The organism is Bradyrhizobium sp. 76 (genome assembly GCF_023073025.1).
Classification (GTDB): Bacteria; Pseudomonadota; Alphaproteobacteria; order Rhizobiales; family Xanthobacteraceae; genus Bradyrhizobium.
The window spans coordinates 22,553-43,637 of the sequence record NZ_JADPIS010000116.1 but is presented as its reverse complement, the minus strand read 5'-3'; the positions used below and the strand labels follow the sequence as shown (position 1 = coordinate 43,637).

12 protein-coding genes and 3 pseudogenes are annotated in these 21,085 nt (G+C 58.4%); 13 read left to right on the top strand and 2 right to left on the bottom strand.

The genetic code is table 11. The features are described 5' to 3' along the window. The first annotated feature begins 1,417 nt into the window (after positions 1 to 1,417). The 7 genes and pseudogenes from IVB48_RS32690 to IVB48_RS32660 all read left to right on the top strand — a co-directional run. A complete protein-coding gene (locus IVB48_RS32690; RefSeq protein ID WP_247406617.1) occupies positions 1,418 to 1,951 on the top strand; it encodes a hypothetical protein in 534 nt (177 codons plus the stop codon). After that, positions 1,857 to 2,777 carry a prolyl oligopeptidase family serine peptidase gene (locus IVB48_RS32685; protein ID WP_247406614.1) on the top strand — a complete coding sequence of 307 codons (921 nt, stop codon included), beginning with the start codon at positions 1,857 to 1,859 and terminating at the stop codon, positions 2,775 to 2,777. The genes IVB48_RS32690 and IVB48_RS32685 overlap by 95 nt, the downstream gene beginning before the upstream one ends. A gap of 523 nt (positions 2,778 to 3,300) precedes the next feature. Further along, positions 3,301 to 3,678 (top strand): hypothetical protein, encoded by a 378-nt coding sequence (locus tag IVB48_RS32680; protein WP_247406612.1) that lies wholly within the window; start codon positions 3,301 to 3,303, stop codon positions 3,676 to 3,678. A 261-nt stretch (positions 3,679 to 3,939) separates the two neighbouring features. Further along, positions 3,940 to 4,937, top strand: a pseudogene (locus IVB48_RS32675) (IS5 family transposase); the annotation flags it as partial. Between the two features lie 187 nt (positions 4,938 to 5,124). Further along, positions 5,125 to 6,662: pseudogene (gene istA / locus IVB48_RS32670) on the top strand (IS21 family transposase). A gap of 13 nt (positions 6,663 to 6,675) precedes the next feature. Continuing rightward, positions 6,676 to 7,419, top strand: coding sequence for an IS21-like element helper ATPase IstB (istB, locus tag IVB48_RS32665; protein ID WP_247406609.1), 744 nt, complete (start codon positions 6,676 to 6,678; stop codon positions 7,417 to 7,419). Between the two features lie 265 nt (positions 7,420 to 7,684). Further along, positions 7,685 to 8,071 (top strand): annotated as a pseudogene (locus tag IVB48_RS32660) (hypothetical protein); the annotation flags it as partial. 317 nt (positions 8,072 to 8,388) lie between these two features. Here the strand turns inward: IVB48_RS32660 and groL are convergent. Then, complete coding sequence (gene groL, locus IVB48_RS32655) at positions 8,389 to 10,038, bottom strand: chaperonin GroEL (RefSeq protein ID WP_247406607.1); 1,650 nt, start codon at positions 10,036 to 10,038, stop codon at positions 8,389 to 8,391. Between the two features lie 85 nt (positions 10,039 to 10,123). Then, positions 10,124 to 10,438 (bottom strand): co-chaperone GroES, encoded by a 315-nt coding sequence (gene groES / locus IVB48_RS32650; protein WP_247350375.1) that lies wholly within the window; start codon positions 10,436 to 10,438, stop codon positions 10,124 to 10,126. 1,899 nt (positions 10,439 to 12,337) lie between these two features. Here groES and IVB48_RS32645 point away from each other — a divergent pair. Genes IVB48_RS32645 through IVB48_RS32620 form a run of 6 tightly spaced genes read left to right on the top strand, consistent with a single transcriptional unit; the run spans position 12,338 to position 20,315 of the window. Then, positions 12,338 to 14,815, top strand: coding sequence for a 2-aminoethylphosphonate--pyruvate transaminase (locus tag IVB48_RS32645; protein ID WP_247406603.1), 2,478 nt, complete (start codon positions 12,338 to 12,340; stop codon positions 14,813 to 14,815). A gap of 32 nt (positions 14,816 to 14,847) precedes the next feature. Then, positions 14,848 to 15,906, top strand: coding sequence for a dhydrorhizobitoxine desaturase (gene rtxC, locus IVB48_RS32640; protein WP_247406600.1), 1,059 nt, complete (start codon positions 14,848 to 14,850; stop codon positions 15,904 to 15,906). Positions 15,907 to 15,944: 38 nt separating this feature from the next. Then, a complete protein-coding gene (locus IVB48_RS32635; RefSeq protein WP_247350385.1) occupies positions 15,945 to 16,736 on the top strand; it encodes a gamma-glutamyl-gamma-aminobutyrate hydrolase family protein in 792 nt (263 codons plus the stop codon). Further along, positions 16,733 to 17,695, top strand: coding sequence for a DMT family transporter (locus IVB48_RS32630; protein WP_247406596.1), 963 nt, complete (start codon positions 16,733 to 16,735; stop codon positions 17,693 to 17,695). The genes IVB48_RS32635 and IVB48_RS32630 overlap by 4 nt, the downstream gene beginning before the upstream one ends. Next, positions 17,692 to 18,978 (top strand): ATP-grasp domain-containing protein, encoded by a 1,287-nt coding sequence (locus tag IVB48_RS32625; protein ID WP_247406592.1) that lies wholly within the window; start codon positions 17,692 to 17,694, stop codon positions 18,976 to 18,978. Before IVB48_RS32630 ends, IVB48_RS32625 begins: the two co-directional genes overlap by 4 nt. Continuing rightward, positions 18,978 to 20,315: a glutamine synthetase gene (locus IVB48_RS32620; RefSeq protein WP_247350392.1), complete on the top strand. Its 1,338-nt coding sequence runs from the start codon at positions 18,978 to 18,980 to the stop codon at positions 20,313 to 20,315. Before IVB48_RS32625 ends, IVB48_RS32620 begins: the two co-directional genes overlap by 1 nt. The last annotated feature ends 770 nt before the right edge of the window (positions 20,316 to 21,085 follow it).

Genomic DNA, 21,085 nt, shown 5'->3' with positions numbered 1-21,085 from the left:
GGGTGTGGGTGCTACGCAGGCGAAATACGTCTTCCATGCAAGATGCTTCGCGTCGGTCGGCAGCTGATCTTGCGCAACCCGCCGACTCGAGGACAGAGATGCCGTTGCACAATAAGAACTACTGCACAGCAGTTGGCTTTGGGACGCAAAAACAAATGCGTTCGTTGTGTGCGCATCACGATATCCTCTTTAAGTCGTTACGTTGTGGTAGTGGTGTTCCTGCGCAAAGGCACAGTATGGCCTGTCTACAGGAAAAACAGGCCGGAACCGTTCAAGTCGTTGGTGGCTGCGGAAGCGTTGCTTTGTATGCTAGAACCGAAGGCTGCGATTTGTTGACGATTTACAATAAGCATGCCGATGTCGTCTTAACGCGTGTTGTCTTGCCGGAATCGCCTCGCAACTTGCTCGATCAGCTCGTCGGGAAACCAGGCAAACTTGCGCGTCGACAAGGCGCTAAGGTCTTCCCGACGAAAAAAAGGCCCGGCCTCATTTTGGAAGCCGGGCGAAGTCAGTCTGGGAGGAGCGACGCTGCTACACATCGCCCGACCGTCGGCAAGGGAGAGTTGCCGCCGGCTCATTTACGGCGAGCGTTCGCCGCAAATTCGAAATACGACAAGATCGTTATGTCATCGCCACACACCCTAGGAGTAGCTTACGTTCGTTTGTCAGAGGTCGCGATCTCATTTCAAGATCGTACAATGTGACGTTACGTGCGAATCAAGGCCTTTCAACGAAATGATCGCACAAATTTGTCCAAGCTCCTGGCTTACGCAGCGCGCCGGCGCAGCGCCTTCACGGGGCAAGCCCCCACCCGTAGATTGCTAAATTTAAAATCGAGCCGCTGATTTGACCTTATTGACGCCGTTCTCAAGTGCTTCGAAGGTAATCTGACGTCACAAACTCGTAGTAAGACTGTGCAAGATTGCCGGTCCGCCGGATAATTTCAGGTGCCGAACACTCGGCCTTCGGCTGTAGCCGCCGCGAACGAAATCCTTCCGTGCGCCAACGCACCGATGCCGAGATCAAGCGCGTGTCGAAAGGCAAATCGCGCCATGCTCGAGACCTTTGATTATGAACGCTTGTCGACCTTGGCGCCCTGTCAGCGTCGGACCACCAGAGACTCGGGAGATCACGACCGCTGTTGCCGGCCGGTAAGACCAACCTCTCCCTGGCACGCCGCATCGATCGGAGGTCGGTGAGTAGCGAACCACCATGGTGGCCGCTCTTAATGAACAACCAAGAGACGTTGCCCTGAGGTTTTTGACGAGAGTTCGACCTGGACACCAACGCCTTCGTCACGACCGGTTTCGCTCTTTCGGAGGGAAAGCAGGCCGTCAGCTGGGTCGACCGCAACGCGGTGCTCATCGCACGAGATTGGGGAGAAGGGACCCTGACGCAGGTTGGCTACCCTTTCGTCTTGAAGGAGCTCAAGCGCGCTCAGCCGCTCGTTCGAGCGCGCGAGGTCTTCCGTGGGGAGCCGACCGATGCCGTGGCGGCGCCCTTCGTGCTGCAGGATAATAAAGGCAAAGTTCATGCGGCCGGCGCCATGCGCGCCATAAGCTTCGTCGAGCAGGAGTATGTGCTCTTTGGGCCCAACGCACCGATCAAGCTAAACCTGCCAAAGAAAGCAAACATCAGCGGCATCGTCAGCGGCCGCCTGCTCGTGACGCTCGATGAAGACTGGATACTGTCCGGCAGCACCCGCTTTGCGGCCGGCTCGATGATCTCGTATGGCTTGGGCAAATGGAACAAAGATCCGCTGCGCGGGATGCCATCGCTCGTCTTCCAGCCCGAGCCTCGGCGAGCGCTCAGCGGGTTCCCGGTCACCAAGAACTTGTTGATGGCGAGCCCTGACAATGTTCAGAGCAAGGTACGACCAGGGCAATTGGCGGGCCAACTATTTGGAGCCGACGCCCCTTTGGTACTTCGACGCGGCGAGCGAAGGGCTTGAAATACTGAGGACGACACCTCCGAAGTTCAACCCGTTCAGGCATGTCGCGGAGCAGTTCGAGGCCACTTCGCTCGACGGGACCCGGATTCCCTACTTTCTGGTGCGTCCCAAGAACGCGAGGTTCGGAGCGGAGATCCCAACTCTTCTCAATGGTTATGGCGGATTCCACGCCTCGCTCCTGCCCTCCTTTGCGGGAGCGATGGGGCGGCCCTGGCCCGAGCAGGGCAATGCTTATGTCGTCGCGAACCTGCGGAGCGGCGGCGAGTTTGGGCCGCGATGGCACGAGGCGGCCCAAGCGGCAACGAAGCAGCGGACATGGGATGATTTCATCGCCTTTGCGGAGGACCTAATCCGCCGGAAGGTCACCTCTCCGCGTCGATTGGGCGTGGTCGGCGGCAGCCAGGGAGATCTGCTGGTGGGCACCGCGACTACTCAGCGCCGAGACCGCTTCAACGCAGCGATCGTGCAGGTGGCGCTGTTCGACATGTTTCGGTTCACCAAGTTGGGCGCAGGCTCCTCCTACATCGGCGAATATGGCGATCCCGCCATCCCGAGCAGCGCGGGTGGATCGAGGCCTACTCACCCTATCAGAAGCTTGTCCCGGGCAAGACCTACCCAGACACCTTCATTCTCACTTCCACCAAGGGCGACCGCGTGCATGCGGCCCACGGCCGCCGCTAGGCTTGCTGCGCTCGGCCAGCCCTATTACTGCTATGAGAATATCGATGGCGGACATAGCGCGGCCGCCAATCTCACGGGATACGCGTGCCGGCTGCACTCGAATACACCTATGCATCCAGGCGGCTTGTGGATTGAGTGCGGTTGACGAGTGAGTTCGCTAAGGTCGCCATTGCAAATGGCGGCCTGTCAGCATCAGCGCGTTTGGTCGGAGAGATCAGTGACCAGGCCGCATCCGTGTATGTCATGACCCACCACTGCGGGATGTCGTTGTGCTCTATGGCTTCACTCCAGCCATCCCCACGTCCGGCGGGGTGGCTTCGGCTTCGCAAACCTGAATATCTAGAACTCTCATAGCCACAAGAGCCCTCCTTCGTTGCGCTCGAGCATTCGTAATGGTGCGTTAAATCCATCTCGGAGCAGTGGGCGACATGCAGCGGAGAATGCACAAGCCTTCGATGGTCAAGAAGGCGGCGCGCGGCATGAAGTTGTGGACACTTTCCAGCTGCACAGCGCTCAATTAACGCGATCTGTTCTCGGTTACATCAACGTAGCGAGTCGGTTTACGCTGATCACTTGAGCCATGATTGGGATCGTCAGCCGCAGGAAAGTTGCCTGCGGGCTTGCGCTCCGACGGAGAGGTGAATTACGAAATGCAATGGAATCCATTCATGAGCAACATGACAACTCAGATTCATTCGCACGCGGTCGTGTGGATCGACCACCTCATTGCTAAGATATTCTCCATAGGTTTAACGGGCGTCAGCGCGACGGCCGTACGCGCGCATTTGGCGCCCCAGCGTCTTGATTGCAAAGCGCATACTGGCTCTGCCGACGTGAATGATGATCCGACGTTTGTCGTCAGGGTAGGTCGGGCCCTGAGTAGCTGCACTGATCTGCTGATCATCGGACCGGGAACCGAGAAGACCGAGCTGATGAACTTCCTGAGAGTGAACAGGCCGGATCTCACTCTGCACGTCGAGACAAGTAATCCTCCGACCGACCGGGAAATTGTAGCGGTTGGGCGAAAGATTTTCCGTCTCGATTGAGTTGGCGATGTTCTTCTTCTGATTGTGAACGGTGCAACAGATCGGCCCAAATTAGGAGAGATGAGGATCGCTCTTGCCGGGGACCACCACCTACTCGTCCGTGAAGAGCGGCTAAGGGATTGAGCCAGAATCGCATTTGTCTTTGTGGACTGCTTTGCGATTGCAGGGTTTTGATGCTTGGGGCATCGGGACCTTGCAATTTCATTTTCAGGATTCCGTCGAATGGCCAGTCATGATTCCGTCGTCGCATCGGAGGTGGCGATGCGACCGAAGAAGCACAGGACGACGGGATCGGGCGATCTGTTCCGGGCCAGGCTGGACCACTCATTAATATGAAGCACGAGCTGGTTCAGCTTGCCGGCAAGGTCGATTGGGAGTGGATCGACGGCGAGATCGCGCCGCTCTATAGCGAGAACGGCCGGCCGGGAATCGCGACCCGCTTCATGATCGGGCTACTCCTGCTCAAGCACACTTACGGGCTGCCGATGAGGGGGGGTGCGAGCGTTGGGTCCACGACCCGTATTTCCAGTACTTCACCAGCGAAGAGTTCTTTCAGCACGCGTTCCCGCACGAGCGCTCGGACCTGAGCTATTGGCGCAAGCGGCTGGGCGACAGCTGGAGCCGTTGCTGGCCGAGAGCTTGCGGGTGGCGCACGAGGCCGGTGCGTTACGCAGCCAGGACCTCAAGCGGGTCACGGTCGATACCACCGTGCAGCCGAAGGCCATCACCTTCCCGACCGATGCCAAGCTGCTGCACGCGGCCATCAAGGGGCTCAACCGACTGGCGAGGAAGCACGCGGTCAGGCTGCGGCAGTCCTATCTTCGCATTGCCAAGACCGCGGCAATGATGGCGGGGCGCTACGCCCATGCCAAGCAATTCAAGCGGCATCAGCGGCAGTTGCGCATTCTGCGCAGCCGGCTGGGCCGGATCATCCGCGATACCCGCCGCAAGCTCGAAGGTCAGACCGTGCTCGAGAACGCCTTCGCCCTCCCGCTTGGCCGGGCCTTGCAGATCCGCTCGCAGCAGCAGCGCCAGCGCGGCTGGTAGCTCTATCCCTTCCACGCCCCGGAGGTGGAGTGCATCGGCAAGGGCAAAGCAGCCGCCCTTACGAGTTCGGTGTCAAAGCCTCTATCGTCACCAACAACCGCCGTGCTCCCGGTGGCCTGTTCATGCTGCACGCCAGGGCGCTGCCCGATAACCCGTACGACGGTCACACCTTGCGGGCTGTCATCGACCGCACCGAGACGCTCACCGGCTGCGTGTTCCAGCCGATCGTGATCACGGATTCCAGGCCATCGTGATCACCCATTCCAGAGCATCGTGATCACCGTTTCCAGCGGATCGTGATCGCTATTTCCAGCGATCGCGATCGGGGCAGGAGGCGCGCGCGGCTGACAGTCTGCAACCCGGGTAGCTTGGTCTTTTGCCTAACCGCAGAGGATCGAGATGCCGACCGAGAGACTGTCCATGCGCCACATCCGTGAAGTTCTACGCCTGCACTACAGCGTCGGCGTGTCGCAACGCGCCGTTGCCCGCAGCCTGGGCTTGGCCCAGGGCACGGTCAGCAAGTACCTCAACCGACCCCGCCGCGCCGGTCTGACCTGGCCGCTGCCGCCGGAGCTGGACGACGACGTCCAGCTCGACAACCGCCTGTTTCCGCCGCCTTCTGATCAGCCCAGCGACGAGCGTCCGCATCCAGACTGGGCGCTCTGCATCGCGAGCTGCGGCGCCCGAACGTCACGCTGATGCTGTTGTGGGAGGAGTATTGCGACGCAAACTCCGACAGCTTCAGCTATGCGTGGTTCTGCGAACGCTACAAGGAGTGGACCGGCCGCCTCAAGCCGACCCTGCGCCAGGTCCATGTCGCCGGCGAGAAGCTGTTCGTCGACTATTCCGGCCATACCATGGAGGTGGTTGACGGGCTCAGCGGCGAGGTGCGCAGCATGCAGATCTTCGTCGCCGTGCTCGGCGCCTCGAACTACACCTATGCCGAAGCCAGCTTCAGCCAGAGCTTGCCGGACTGGATCGCCTCGCACGCTCGGGCCTTTGCCTATTTCGGCGGCGTGGCGCGGCAGACGGTGAGCGACAATCTCAAGGCCGGCATCACCCGGGCTTGCTTTCACGAACCGATGGTCAACCGGACGTATGCAGATCTCGCCCGCCATTACCGCACCGTCATCGTCCCGGCGCGACCGTATCGTCCACGCGACAAAGCCAAGGTCGAAGTCGGGGTCCAAATCGTCGGACGATGGATTCTCGCGCGTCTGCGCAACCACCGATTCTTCTCCCTCGCCGCCCTCAACGAGGCGATCCACGCACTCCTGGTCGAGCTGAACGACCGACCTCTCCGGAGTTGGGGACGAAGTCGGCGCGACCTGTTCGAAGAACTCGATCGTCCGGCGCTCACTCCCTTGCCGGATGAACCGTACCAGTATGCCGAGTGGAAGCGCTGCCGGGTCAACCTCGATTATCACATCGAGATCGCCAAGCATTATTACAGCGTCCCTCACAACCTCGTGCGTCAAGAGGTCGAGACCCGCGTCACCCAAAAGACCGTCGAGATTTTCCTGCGCGGCAAGCGGGTGGCGTCGCATCTACGCAGCACCTTGCAGCATCGCCCGACGACGATTGCCGAGCATATGCCGAGCTCGCATCGTCGTTATCGCGACTGGACCCATGAGCGTATTCGTTCCGAAGTCGCCAAGGTAGGCCCCGACGTCGACACCCTGGTCGACGTCATCCTGCGGTCGCGACCGCACCCGGAACAGGGCTTCCGCTCCGCCATCGGCATTCTCGGGCTAGTCAAGCGCTATGGCCAGGAGCGCGTCGACGCCGCCTGCGCCCGTGCCCTGCTGCTCAACGCCCGTTCGTACAAATCGGTCGCCGCCATCCTCAAGAACGGCACCGACAGGACCGCTCCGCCCGCCGACGAGACACCCATCCTCTTCCACGCCAACATCCGCGGCCGCAGTTACTACAATTGATCAGGAGATCAGCATGCTCATTCACCCTACCGTCGATCGCTTGCGCGCCCTCGGCCTCACCGCCATGGCCGATGGCCTCACTGAACTGCAGAATAATCCCGAGGCTGCCGGAATGCCGCATGCCGATTGGCTCGGCCTCCTCGTCGATCGCGAGGCCATCGCCCGCGACAACCGTCGCATCACGCGTCGCTTGACCAGCGCCAAGCTCCGTCAAGCCGCCGCCATCGAGAACGTCGACTATCGCACCGCTCGCGGCCTTGACCGTTCGCTCTTCCAGAACCTCGGCACCTGCCAATGGATCCGCGATGCCAACCACCTGGTCATCGTCGGCCCAACCGGCACCGGCAAGTCCTGGCTTGCCTGTGCACTCGGCAACAAGGCCTGCCGCGACGGCTTTTCCGTCCTCTACAAACGGGCACCCCGCCTGTTCGCAGATCTCGCGCAGGCGCGCGGCGAAGGCCGTCTGGCGCGCCTGATCGCAGCCCTCGAGCGCGTCAATCTCCTCATTCTTGATGACTGGGGACCCGAACCGCTCACCGCCGATCAGCGCCGTGATCTGCTCGAGATCGTCGACGATCGCTACGACAAGGGATCGCTGTTGATCACGAGTCAGGTGCCCGTGTCGCAATGGCACGATGTCATTGCCGATCCCACCCTCGGCGATGCGATTTTGGATCGCATCATTCACAATGCCCACCGCATCGAACTCAAGGGCGACAGTCTGCGGCGCCAAGCCGGCGAAAAGAAAAGGCCGTGAGCACCTCGCGCACGATCGTCCCGCCGGCCCACAGGTCCCTCCCGCGCGCGTCGCTGCGTCGCTCGTGGGGGCACTCCGCGCCGCGCACGGGGCCCTCCCATGGACCGCCGGAACAATCTTCGAACCAGCCCGCCAGCCTTGACGAGGAGGCCGTTTCCAGCACACATAAACTCGTCAGTCGTGTTCGTCTCCAGTGATCGCCATCATCTGGAATCCGTGATCACCATCGTCTGGAACGCCTGATCACCATCCCTGGAATGCGCACACCGGCTGTGCGATCGAGCGGGCCTATGTCGACAAGGGATACCGCTGCCACGACGCACAAAGTCCCCGCCGAATCTTCATCTCTGGCCAGAAGCGCGGCGTCTTCGGTGTCATCAAGCGCGAGCCGCGCCGCCGCTCCGCCATCGGACACCTGAAGACCGATGGCCACCTCGGCCGCTGCTACCTCAAAGGCCGCGCCGGCGATGCGGCCAACGTCATCCTCTCAGCCGTCGGCCACAACTTCCGCCGCATCCTCGCCTGGCTCAGAGAACTCTTGTGCCTGTTCCTGATTCAGCTCTGGCGCACGCGCGCCCTGTCGGGCCCCGCTCAATTCGGCTTCTTAACGGACGGCCACCTAGCTCGCGCATCCGTTTACAGCGATGGATAGGCGCCGGAACCGATGCTACTTAAGTCAGTAGCGCCAATGGGTGGCTACCGCGACCGGCGTTCTCAGGTGTTCGCCTTGACCGGCCGCCGACGTTGAGGCCGCAGGGAAAGACTGTGCAGAACGACGATCACCCGCTCGTCCTGCCGGTGACATGCCTACCAGCAGACTCGCAAAACCCCAAGCGGAACGTCTAGCAACTGCTGATCGTCATTTCCGCAGCGCATAGCGCGAGATCAGAACAACGAACTGAAAAAGACGCGAGCAAGAAATGACCCCGGCATTTTTCTGCCGGGGATCGCATTTTTGAGAAAGTTGGATCAGAAGTCCATGCCGCCCATGCCGCCCATGCCGCCGCCCGGCGGCATCGCCGGACCGGAGCCGCCCTTCTTGGGCAGCTCGGCGACCATGGCTTCCGTGGTGATCAGCAGGGCCGCAACCGAGGCAGCGTTCTGAATCGCGGTGCGGACCACCTTGGTCGGGTCGATGATGCCCTTGGAGATCAGGTTGCCGTACTCGCCGGTCTGCGAGTCGAAGCCGTAAGCATACGTCTTGTTCTCCAGGATCTTGCCGACGATCACCGAGCCGTCTTCACCGGCGTTGATCGCGATCTGGCGAGCGGGCGCGGAGAGCGCCTTGCGGACGATCTCGACGCCGGTCTTCTGGTCGTCGTTCTTGGTGCGCAGACCCTTGAGCTGCTCGGAGGCACGGAGCAGGGCGACGCCGCCGCCCGGGACAATGCCTTCTTCCACAGCCGCGCGGGTCGCATGCATCGCGTCATCAACGCGATCCTTGCGCTCCTTCACCTCGACCTCGGTCGCGCCGCCGACGCGGATCACCGCGACGCCGCCTGCGAGCTTGGCAAGACGCTCCTGGAGCTTCTCACGGTCGTAGTCCGAGGTGGTCTCCTCGATCTGCGCCTTTATCTGGGACACGCGCGCCTCGATGTCGGCCTTCTTGCCGGCGCCGTTGACGATCGTGGTGTTCTCCTTGTCGATCATCACCTTCTTGGCGCGACCGAGCATGTTGAGCGTAACGTTCTCGAGCTTGATGCCGAGATCTTCCGAGATCGCCTGGCCGCCGGTCAGGATCGCGATGTCCTGCAGCATGGCCTTGCGGCGATCACCGAAGCCCGGAGCCTTGACGGCCGCAACCTTCAGGCCGCCACGGAGACGGTTCACGACCAGCGTCGCAAGCGCTTCACCTTCGACGTCCTCGGCGACGATGACCAGCGGCTTGCCGGTCTGCACCACGGCCTCGAGCAGCGGCAGCAGCTCGTTCAGCGAGGAGAGCTTCTTCTCGTTGATGAGGATGTAGGCGTCGTCCATCTCAACGCGCATCTTGTCGGCGTTGGTGACGAAGTAGGGCGAGATGTAGCCGCGGTCGAACTGCATGCCCTCGACGACGTCGAGCTCGGTCTCGAGCGACTTGGCTTCCTCGACGGTGATGACACCCTCGTTGCCGACCTTCTTCATGGCGTCGGCGAGGAACTTGCCGATCTCCGCGTCACCGTTGGCCGAGATGGTGCCGACCTGGGCGATCTCGTCGTTCGAGGTGACCTTCTTCGAGTTCTTGACGAGGTCCGCAACGACGGCTTCGACCGCGAGGTCGATACCGCGCTTCAGATCCATCGGGTTCATGCCGGCGGCAACCGATTTGGCGCCCTCACGAACGATCGCAGCCGCGAGAACGGTTGCGGTGGTGGTGCCGTCGCCGGCCGCATCGGCGGACTTGGAGGCGACTTCGCGCACCATCTGCGCGCCCATGTTCTCGAACTTGTCCTCGAGCTCGATCTCCTTGGCGACGGTGACGCCGTCCTTGGTGATGCGGGGTGCGCCGAACGACTTGTCGAGCACAACGTTGCGGCCCTTCGGGCCGAGCGTGACCTTCACCGCGTTGGCGAGGATGTCGACGCCGCGCAGCATCTTGTCGCGTGCATCGACGCCGAATTTGACTTCTTTAGCTGACATGTGAGTTTTCCTGAATGTTTTACTTGGTCTCACCCTTGGCGACGCCCAGCAGGCGCTCCTCAGGATGAGCGGTGCGAGCGATGGTTTAGGCGGCCTTCTTCTTGGCGGACACGTCGGTGAGAACGCCCAGGATGTCGCTCTCTTTCATGATCAACAGCTCCTGGCCGTCGATCTTGACCTCGGTGCCTGACCACTTGCCGAACAGGACGCGGTCGCCGACCAGGACGTCGATCGGGATCAGCTTGCCGCTCTCGTCGCGGCCGCCGGGGCCGACGGCGATGACTTCACCTTGCGAAGGCTTTTCCTTGGCAGTGTCCGGAATGATGATGCCGCCAGCGGTCTTTTCTTCTGCGTCAATGCGCTTGACCACGACGCGGTCGTGAAGCGGACGGAATTCCATGCAGATCTCCTAAGCATTTACTTCAGTTGAAGATTTCCCGATTGCTAGCAATCGTGGCCGGCGAGTGCCAATGCAGGCGCAGCTGAAATAGGACCGATTTTTTGGGGAACAAGTGTTTGTAGCAGGAAAAATCCGGTGGGCGCGCGGGATCTCTGTGGGGGCTGCCCCAGATCACTTTGTCCGCTTGCCGCCGAGCACCCGACCTTCTTCTGATTGAGTCGTACGGCTCTGTCTCTCAGCCCGATGTAGCCTAACAGTTCAATTCCTCTGCCCTAAATTCGAGCTGGTAAAGGCCCGCCGATCTGGTGCCGGTTCAAGTGCGGATCGTCGGCTGACTTCGTTCTAAGATTGGGATGCGTTTAGAACCTGACGCAGAGGTCGCGAATTGGGGGGTATCGCTCCGCTTGATCGATGATCCGATACTCAGCAACTCGAGGCGAGGCAACGCCGGCTGCGAGAGCTAGCGCAGAAATGTGCTCAGATCGTTCGGCACCTGGTCCAGTTTCAGATCACCTTTGCGCGGCGAAGGCTGCTGGACGGATCGCCCGTGCTCCAGACAGCGAGCGCGCCGATGTCCCGGTTTGCGCGAAAGGACCTCTGCCCGCATCGCGACAGCTCTATATGCGCGAACAGCTCGCCGAACTGTCCCGCGACCATGGCCTGGTCGACGCGTTCAACTAAATCCTGAAGCGATGGGCGAGCTGTGAAGACGCCGGTGGCGGCGTGCTGATCAATACCGGAGCCAGCGTAGGTGTGATCTCGACAGGAACAAGAGCTGGCACAAAATCTCCGCCCGGTCGCCCCTGGTGCGCTTGTCGGCCTGGTGAACAGCAGGCTGTAAGCCACCGCGTACCGGCGCGCGAGGCCGCAGACCGTCTCGTCAGCCTGCAAATGGCGAACCTGCTCGTCGCAGCTCCGTCGCCACCGACGTTCGGCGCCCTATCGCTACGTGACCTCAAAGCTAGACTTAAGATCAAATACTCGGCCGCCTCTCAAACTACACAACACGGCCGCCGCCGGCGCCGCCGGAGGGATACGGACTCCGAAACTAGTCAGGTGATCTAAGTTCGCCCCAGGTCCGCCAGGCCTTGTGGCAGAGCCGTCTGGTCTGCGGATTTAGTCGGCGTGAAGTGGATATGATATTGCGGGCCCTAACGACGCAGTCGGGCGGCTCTTATACCTGCGGTCACGACAAGCGCTCTCCTTCAAGAAGCCCCAGCGGTCATTTGCCTGCCTTGTGCGTCGAGCGCGTCTTTAAGTTTGGAGCTTGATGGGATTCATCTTGGACATCGTGCACATACTGTGGCGCCTCGGATTACATGCGACACAGCCGCATCGTCCGAAAAGTTTCGCACGATAAGTTATCGGAGGGGCTTGAATCGCACCTTACGTCAAGATGTAACCTGTCGAAATGGGCGGTGACAGACTTCAGCACCCGAAGCCGTCCCAACGAGTAACATAGAGTGCGAATGTCCCAATCCTAGGCTCACGGAAGGCGAGCCCGGTCATCGACGACTGTCGTGAAGCTCCCCTGTCTCTGGGTCATAGCAACGCGCGTCTGACAGATGCGCTTGGCTCACCGTCGGATCGTAAGACGCCGCTCGCACGTAAGTAGAGCGGCTGACTTGCCTGTGAGCGACGCAAGATGGTGGCCCTCAAGCCTGCATCTCAATGCCAGAAGGAAGCTGATGCTTCGTGGCAACTGCGAACGGCTACGTGGTGCGGTACCGGACATCTGCGGGCTTTACGCAGATCGTTCCGGAATCCGCGACTAGGCTCAAGGGTCTCGTTCATTCGGGTTTCGGTCGTCTTCACGCGAAACACATCGTGTGACTCTGTCGAACTGCGATGGGCACTACATAAGGGGATCGTGTGACGAGACAACTAACCGGAGGTAGTGTGACAACACAACGTGCTTTGCTGACGCCTGGGCCAATGTCGTTATCGTCGGCAGTGAAGGCCGAGATGCAACTCGACCTCGCATCGCGCGATTGCGAGTTCAAGAAAGTGACCGCTCGCATGAGGCAGCTGATGCTCAATGTGTCGGGCAATGCGGAAGGCTATTCGGTCGTTCCTATCCAGGGTGGCGGCTCCTTTGGAATGGAAGCTGCTCTCTCTTCATTTGTCGCCCAGACCGACCGGCCGCTTGTTTGCATAAACGGCATTTATGGCGAGCGCATTCTCAAAATTCTGCGGCTGTGGGGCGTCCAAGCGGTGAATCTTATCAAGGGAGCCACCGAACCGTTGGACCCCGAGGAAGTCATCGAGCGTTTGAACCGAGATCCAGGTATCACGCACGTATGCTTGGTCCACTGCGAGACTACGACCGGGATTGTGAATCCGCTCGAAGCGATCATAGAAGGAGCAAGGCAGCGTGGTGTAAAGACTATCGTCGACGCAATGAGTTCTTTCGGCGGCGTCGACATCGACCTAGGCCGAGGCGGGCCAGACGTCTTGGTTACGTCGAGCAACAAGTGCGTCGAAGGTCCGCCAGGGCTGGCTTTCGTTATTGCCTCTCGCGAGCTTCTTGAGAATGCAGTTCAAGAGCCAAGATCGTTTGTGCTCGACGTGAGAGATCAATGGCGCTCGCTTGAGCGCACTGGTGAATGGCGATCGACCCCACCAACGCATATCGTGCAGGCAGTCACAAAGGCATTGGAGGTCCTGAGCATCGAAGGCATTGATGCCAGGCGCCGCAGGTATGAGAAGATAAGAGGCAGCGTCATAAAAGAGCTGGAAGGAGTGGCGTCCCCACTGCTTCCAGCGAACCTCCAGTCGCCGGTTTGCGTGGCGTTCACCGCGCCAGCTGACATCTCCGACCAGGTAGCGTTTGACTGCCTATATCGGCACCTGGCAGCCCATAACCTCTACGTCTACTCTAAACTGCATCTTCCTACCCGCAGTTTTCGGATCGGCTGTATTGGCGAGATTCAATCCAATTGGATTGAGCAGTTGGGCTGTGCCTTTCGCACATACTTCCGCTCCGGTGAGACTCTGACCGTGGGACCAGTGTCAGCCCAGGAAACACGCGAGAGCCCTACAGAGATATCGCGCCCAATGGCGAGCATCGCGCGGCATTCATATTCGATCGAAACTGCTGTTCTGCACGCAGGATACCGTCGTGATCCGGTGACGAAAGCTGTGGCAGTGCCGATCTACCAGAATACGGCCTATGAGCTCGACGGTAATTTGAGCCATATTGCTGACGTCTATAACGTGAAGGCTGATGGTTTCACATACACTCGCATCATCAATCCGACGACCCGGGCGCTGGAAAAAAGGTACGCCGCCGTCGACATGGGAAGCGACTCGCTGGCCGTTGCATCAGGTCAAGCGGCGACGTTTCTTGCGATCGTAAACTTATCAAGCGGTGAGGTGGGAGATAACGTCGTCGCTTCTCCGTATCTATACGGCAATACCTGGAATCTGCTCCACAACACGTTGAAGCGTCTTGGTATCAACGTAAGGACGGCAGACCCTCGAAACCCCGAGACCTTCGAACGCGCCATTGATGATCGCACGATATGTCTGTTCGGGGAGGTCATCTCCAATCCCTGTCTGATTCCGCTTCCTGTCCAGCAGCTGGCGGAGATCGGCAGGAGGCACGGCGTCCCCTTGGTTGTGGACAATACGACAACCCCCCTGGTTTGCCAGCCGTCAGCTCTCGGCGCCGCGATTACGACGTACTCTGCCACGAAATACATTTGCGGTCATGGGACGACGCTCGGCGGACTGATCGTCGACAACTGTGGGTTCGACTACCAGGGAAGATCTCGCTTCCCACTGTTCAATAGTCCGGATGATGCGCACGGCGGGATCATCTGGCGTAACGCCTTGGCGGAGCTCGAGGACCTCGGAAAGAGCGAATATCTTCTCAAGGCCCGTATGACGTGGTTGCGCGATACTGGCGCGGCCATCGCCCCCTTTGCGAGCTTTCAACTCATTCAGGGACTTGAAACGCTGCCTCTTCGCATGAGGCAGCACTGTGAAAACGCCAGGATTGTAGCCAACGTTCTGAAGGAACATCCGAAAGTGTGCCGTGTCTTCTACCCGAGCCTCTTTGAGGGAGCTGACCGAGAAATCATCGATCAGACACTTAATACCGGGTATGGGCACGGGGCGATGATCATGTTTGAGGTGGAGAACGAGCAAGCCGGACGCAAGTTCATCCAGAACGTCGAGCTGATGTATCACGTGTCGAATGTGGGGGACGCCCGCACGCTGGTAACCCATCCTGTCTCTACGACCCACACCACCGTCCCACGGGAAAAGCGCGAAGCAGCCGGCATATTTGGTGGCTCCATCCGGCTTTGCGTCGGCATTGAAGATGTTAGCGACATCATCAAGGACTTGGAAAAAGCGCTTTCCGCAATCTGACAACCTGAAAGCCGATCAAGCAAGGGGTTCTCATGAAACACGCAGATACTTGGAAATTGAGGTCGTCACGTTTTGAGGCGGTTCAATTTGGCCGCGAGATCAACCAGCAGCTCTCCGCGCTGAGGCCTGACAACGTGACGGGAGCTGCTTACATCGCGAAAGACTACGCTGTGATCGCAGCTTGCGTGCTGGCGACGGTTCATGTGTCATGGTGGTTATATCCCCTCGCAGTTCTGTTAATTGGCGCCTACCAGCGTGGATTGACGACAATCGCTCACGATGCGGCTCACCGCACCCTCGCGAGCAACACGACCTGGAATTATATGCTGGGCATTTTGTTCGCGTCCTATCCTTTGTTCCAGCGCCACTGGGCATATCGGATTTCACACGTCTACCTGCATCACCCGAATCTCGGCGATCCGGAGAAGGATCCCGACTTGAAGTTCTTCTTGGCCAGCGGCGTTTACGATGTTGTGCCGCCTAAGCAGTACGCCTTCAACATCATCTGGAAGCCGATACTGGGTGGCGCGACAGTCGCGTATCTGAAGTATCTTTGGACCAATCGGTTTTCGATCACGGATGTCGAGGACCAGAGCCGGTCGGGAATCCTCATCGACAAGTATGGCTTCTATCTCTTTTGGACGCTCATATTCGGTGGGTCATACCTTCTTGGACTGCTCCACGTCGTAGTCCTGTTTTGGATCGTGCCCTATCTCACCACGTTTCAAGCTCTCGGCTGGTTTATCGAGCTCGCCGAGCACTCACCTATGTGCGAGACCGAGACAACGAATGTCTACCTGACCCGGAATAGAAAGGGGAATTTTATCGAGCGAGCAATTGTCGGTCAGAATCTGGATGAATACCACCTTGAGCACCATCTATCGCCCGGCATTCCTTTCTGGCTCCTGCGCAAAGCTCAGAAAATTCGAATGCAGGATCCTCATTACGCAAGTGTTGCCGCAACCTGGGGAGGGCTCTTCGTCAAGGGCCCTCAAGGTCAACCCAGCGTAATTGCCCAGTTGAAGGAGCGAAATCGATGCTTGTATGAGCAGTCTCTGGCCAGTCCCGTGGCGAAGGAGCAGTTGGCTTGATATCGCGGCTAACAGAGTCGGTCCGGGCCGTGGTGGGCGTGACCTCAAACCGCCTTTTGGCCGATGGCGTACACCGCGACTGGTTGCGGCGCAAATATGTTCAAGCCCTCGTTCGCTATGCGGGCGTGGCTTGCGTGATATTGCCAACGATCGATGCTGACGATGCGGAAGGCGACAGTGATCTGTCGATCATGGGCAGGCTCGACGGTCTGATTTTGACAGGTGATGAATCGAATATCGATCCTGCCATCTTCAGTTGGTCCGCTTCGCGCAGACCGAAACTGACAGGCCAGGCGGACGTTGAAGCTGGCGTGAGGGACCGTCCTCGTGACAGGCTGTCCGCGGGCGCAATCGAGAAGGCGGTTGCCCTTGGGATGCCGATACTTGGCATCTGCCGTGGGCTTCAGGAGCTTAACCTCTATTTTGGCGGCACGCTTCACCCGTCGTTGTCCGAATGGAGGCTGGAAAGCGGACAGATGCACGCTGAGAAGGCGGGGCTGCCGAGGGATCGCCAGTACGATATAGCGCACAGCGTGAAATTATGTCCTGACGGCGTTCTCCTTGCTATCGCGGGCGCGATCGAAGCGCACGTTAACTCCTTGCACAATCAAGGCATAGAACGGCTTGGGGCTGCGCTGAAACCGGAGGCCTGGGCGTCCGACGGTCTGATCGAAGCGGCTTCCGTAATAGGCGCACCGACGCTGCAGATCGGCGTGCAGTGGCACCCCGAATGGCACGTCGAAACTGATTCCCTGAGCAAGCAGCTTTTCAATGCATTTGGAGAGGCGTGTGTCACGTATCGCCTAAGAAGTGATAGGGGCGTAGCGTGAAGTTTCGATCGAAATGGGGCCCTTTGGGATTGAAAGAAGAAGAGCCTCTCGACAGGCCGAGCAGACAATTCGCCGCAGGAGTGCTCTTTATTGCCCTCTACGTTGTCGTTAGCGCGGCAGGTGAAGTCTTTGCGGCGTCATATTTTCAGCAAGCGAACGTGTGGGTCACTCTCCTGTTCTCCTTTGGTATCGTAAGTATGACGTTCAACATTTTGGCTCGCCGCGAAGGCATTGGAGCGAAGGTCACGAAGTCGTCGATGCTAGCTTTTGTGTCGCTCAATTGCGTTACCGCGATAAGCTGGGTCGGTTTGTTTATTGGACTGAAGTACGCCGAGCCAGCTATAGTCGTCACGTTCATGGTCGCATTGGGACCTACAGCGACAGCATGGTTGAACGCACTGATCAGGAGACAGGGGCGTCCTCCGAAGTCAGATATCGCCGTGAGCGTTCTGATTGCGGCCATTGGTGTTTACATGGTCTGGATCGCGGCAAGCGGCAACGCTGGGATCGAATGGGGATCTCGCTCATCCTTTGGTATCTTCCTGGCGATCGCAGCTGGGCTGTCCCTTTCGCTTACCAGTATCCTTGTGAAACTGCTGTTCGACCGTGGATTATCTGGTCGACAAGTGCTGGCCCATCGCTTCTATGGAGCAATCCTCTTGCTGCTAGCACTCAGCGATCCTTCCTCCATCTTACGAGAGATCTCACAGCATTGGCTTGCGATCATAGTGATTGCACTCTCGACGATCATTGTTCCCTTGCTCCTTGTGCAGGAGGGCATTCGCCGCGTAGAGCCATTTACGGCAAACATGGTCTTGTCCACGGCACCTGTCATTACGTTTCTTTTCCAGTATTTCGATACTCGTATCGTGCCTTCTTTATATACGTTTGTTGGAAACGTTCTCATTACGGCTGTCGCCGTGGCTAACGTCTACTTGCAGTATCGGAGATCGGCATGAAGGAACGGAATTGTGTAATTGTCGACGCATACTCGACAGGCCGATATCTGCCGGAAGAGTTCAAGCGCTACGGAATTAGGACCGTGCATGCGATGTCGAATGCACGAATCCCACCAATCTTCCAATCGCACTTTAACGTCGACATCTATGATGAAATCATCCAGCCAGACGAGCGAATGCCTGAGGAGGAGGTCGTTGAATTTCATTTGAAGGCTCTCCGAGGTAGGGAGTTGGAATTCATCATAGCGGGTTGTGAGTCAGGAGTTGAAGTGGCCGATTCCTTGTCCGAGCGGCTCGGACTACCTTCAAATGGAACCGCGTTGTCCGCTGCAAGACGTGACAAATCGCGCTTGGCTGACGCTTTGAGCTCTGCAGGAGTGCGATCGATCAGACAAGTTGTTTCCGAGGATGCGGAGGACGTCATAAGTTGGATGCGTCAACAGCGCTACGACGAAATCGTGATCAAGCCCTTGAACAGCGCAGGTACGGAGGACGTGTTCTTTTGCGCGACCGAGGCTGATGTTCGCAGAGCTGTGCATGTTATTGTCGGCAAGGCCAATTGCCTCGGAGCGATAAATCGTTTTGTTCTTGGTCAGGAGAAGATAAACGGCAAACAATACACCGTAAACGCTGTCTCGATCGACGGAGAAATCTTTGTCACGGAGGTGTGGACTTATGACACCGTTGCCATCAAGGGCGCGGCATCGGTCTGCGCGCTCGAGCAGTTGCTGGGAGGTGACGAAGAAGTTGTTCAAGAGCTGTCCGATTACTTGGTGCCGGCGCTAAGGGCGCTTGAGATGGTCAACGGACCTGCTCATGCCGAAATTATCATCGATCATAAGGGGCCGGTTCTGGTGGATCTTGGAGCGAGGCTTCAGGGGACAATGTCGGCAAAAGCCCGGACCATGGCTTTGGGTCACAATCATATAACACTGACGGCGTGGCGCTACGCAGATCCTATCGGTTTTACTGCTCATATGAGACGACGCGGGCCTTACACGCGCCTTGCGCACGCATTGTGCGTCTCACTCATCTCCGATATCGACGGTGTTGTTGGCGGTTATCCCGGACTGGACGCAATCCGCAAGCTGCCCAGCTTCGCAGATTCGATAGCGTTTGTTCCGATAGGTCAAAATCTGGTCCCGACGACCGACTTAGCTTCGACGCCGGGTATTGTGTATCTCGTGAGCAACAACTTGACTGAGCTTTATGAGGATTATCGAAAGCTGCGAGCAATGCGTATGGACGAGGTATTCGGATTGACGGCGCAGGGTCAGGAGTGATGGCAAGCGAAATACAGGTGGCTGGCGCGGACGAGGCGCGTAAGGCATTGATTGGAGTATGCGACTTTGACGGCATTCTTCGCGGCAAGCACGTATTTGCTGACGATATCTCGGACGAAGGCCGGACAATCAAGTTCTCCGAAGCCGTGCTCGGCTGGGATTGTTCGGACCGAGTGATACCTGCGAATTTCGGGCACGAGGCGCCATCGATCTTCGGAGACGCCAACCTGCGTGTTCTGTCAGGCACAGCGCGTCCGGTGTCTAATCGTCATGATCGGTATCTTTACCTCGCAGAGTTTGCAGGTGGCCATGAGAGCATCTGCCCGCGTGGTGTTTTGCGGAAGGTCTTACGAAGAGCTGCTGACCACGGATACAGTTGCGCTGCTGGATTTGAGTTCGAGTTTATGCTGTTTAATGAGAGCGCCGAGACAATTGAGAAAAAGCCTTATAATCAATGGGTCCCCCTGACGAGGGGCCCTTTTGGCTATTCAGTAGCGCGCACACTTGCCAGTAATGAGCTATTCGAAGAAATTCTGGCGCTTTGTGAGAATGCTAGATTGCCGCTCAGCGGGCTCCACTTTGAAACCGGCCCTGGGGCGATTGAGGCATCGCTTCGTCATTGTGATGCCCTGGAGGCTTCGGATCGAGCAGTCGTATTCAAGTCGATGTTGAAATCCTGGGCTCAGAAGCGGGGTATGATGGCAACGTTTATGGCGAAGGTTTCCGAGAATTGGCCGGGACAGTCGGGACATATTCACATTTCAATGTCGTCAAATGGTCAAAATGCATTTTACGAAAGCGAGGCAAGCCGCAACATCTCAAGAACTATGAGCCAATTCCTCGCCGGACAGCTGAAATATATGAACGACTTTTGTGTACTCGCTGCGCCCAACGTGAACAGCTATAAGAGGCTGCGGCCAGGCTACTGGGCTCCAACCTGTCCTAGCTGGGGAGTTGACAATCGTTCGTGTGCGGTGCGGGTCATTCCGGGAGACAAGTCTGCACACCGCCTCGAGTACAGATTGAGTGGCGCAGATGTGAACCCCTATCTCGCTCTCGCATGTGCTATCGGCTCCGGTATTCTGGGGATTGAAGAGAATGCTGGGTTGGCAGCTCCAACTGTGGGTGATGCAAGCGAGGAAAAACATCCTCCGTTCGAACGGCTTCCCCAAGACTTATCTGAGGCCACATCCCGGTTTGAACAATCTCCAAAGGCGATGGACGTTTTTGGCGAAAGGTTTGTTGAAGCGTTCTCCCGTTCCCGGCGATGGGAGTGGGAAGCCGTTCAACATCGAGTCTCCGACTGTGAACGCCAGCGGTACTTCGAAGCGATTTAGCAGGTATGCCGGTCGTTCGTCCGAACCGCGGTTGATGTTGGGGCTATCACGTGAGACGCGAGTGAGGCTGGCATTGTGGTTGAATCAAACGCAAGCTAGCGAGGGTTCGAAGCATTCGAGCGTCGCCATCACTATGATGGCGCTTGACCCACTTTGGCCGGATGCCCGGGTCGCGTGCTTTGAAAGAGGCGCGCGTCGCGCCAGGGATCCACAAGGGTGAAAAAGCGGCTGATCACAAAACAGAACCGATTTGGCCGAGCGCGGTATTGCCTGCCCAGGTCATTTTTATCTATCCAATGAATGGCGCGGGTTACTCCCGGGAAGAGCCGGGAAAGCCGGCTGCCTGGGTCTGTGAGGGCAAAGCCAAATGCCGAGCTACTCGACCGCGATCATAAGACTAGCGTACGTTGACTGGCGGCATCGACGCGGTCAGCCGCGGCACAAAGCCATCTTGGTGCCCGCCGCGTGCTGCCCACACCGGGCTCCCGGCAGATTGCCGCCAGTGCGGAGGAGCCCGCGCGATCGCGAGTGTACTTAGAGCTATGGACGCGATCGTTTCGTGCGTTTTTTCGTTGCGCGTGCAGCGTTAATGCGCCGAGTGCCTGTTGGGGCTAAAAAACATCGATCCGTTGCACGAGCAGAGTCGTGTTGGACGCTGAAGCGGCATGATCTTTCCCGATATCTTTGTGCGCATGGCCAATTAGTTTCGCATGGACGCTCTTGACCGTCATCGCTACTACCGCGGCAACGAGAGCCAATATAGATCGAGA

What these genes read in the sequence shown, in the direction of transcription:
- IVB48_RS32685 (WP_247406614.1), top strand. Translation starts at nt 1,857, where the DNA reads ATGTTCAGAGCAAGGTACGACCAGGGCAATTGGCGGGCCAACTATTTG.
- IVB48_RS32680 (WP_247406612.1), top strand. Translation starts at nt 3,301, where the DNA reads ATGAGCAACATGACAACTCAGATTCATTCGCACGCGGTCGTGTGGATC.
- istB (WP_247406609.1), top strand. Translation starts at nt 6,676, where the DNA reads ATGCTCATTCACCCTACCGTCGATCGCTTGCGCGCCCTCGGCCTCACC.
- groL (WP_247406607.1), bottom strand. Translation starts at nt 10,038, where the DNA reads ATGTCAGCTAAAGAAGTCAAATTCGGCGTCGATGCACGCGACAAGATG.
- groES (WP_247350375.1), bottom strand. Translation starts at nt 10,438, where the DNA reads ATGGAATTCCGTCCGCTTCACGACCGCGTCGTGGTCAAGCGCATTGAC.
- rtxC (WP_247406600.1), top strand. Translation starts at nt 14,848, where the DNA reads ATGAAACACGCAGATACTTGGAAATTGAGGTCGTCACGTTTTGAGGCG.
- IVB48_RS32625 (WP_247406592.1), top strand. Translation starts at nt 17,692, where the DNA reads ATGAAGGAACGGAATTGTGTAATTGTCGACGCATACTCGACAGGCCGA.
- IVB48_RS32620 (WP_247350392.1), top strand. Translation starts at nt 18,978, where the DNA reads ATGGCAAGCGAAATACAGGTGGCTGGCGCGGACGAGGCGCGTAAGGCA.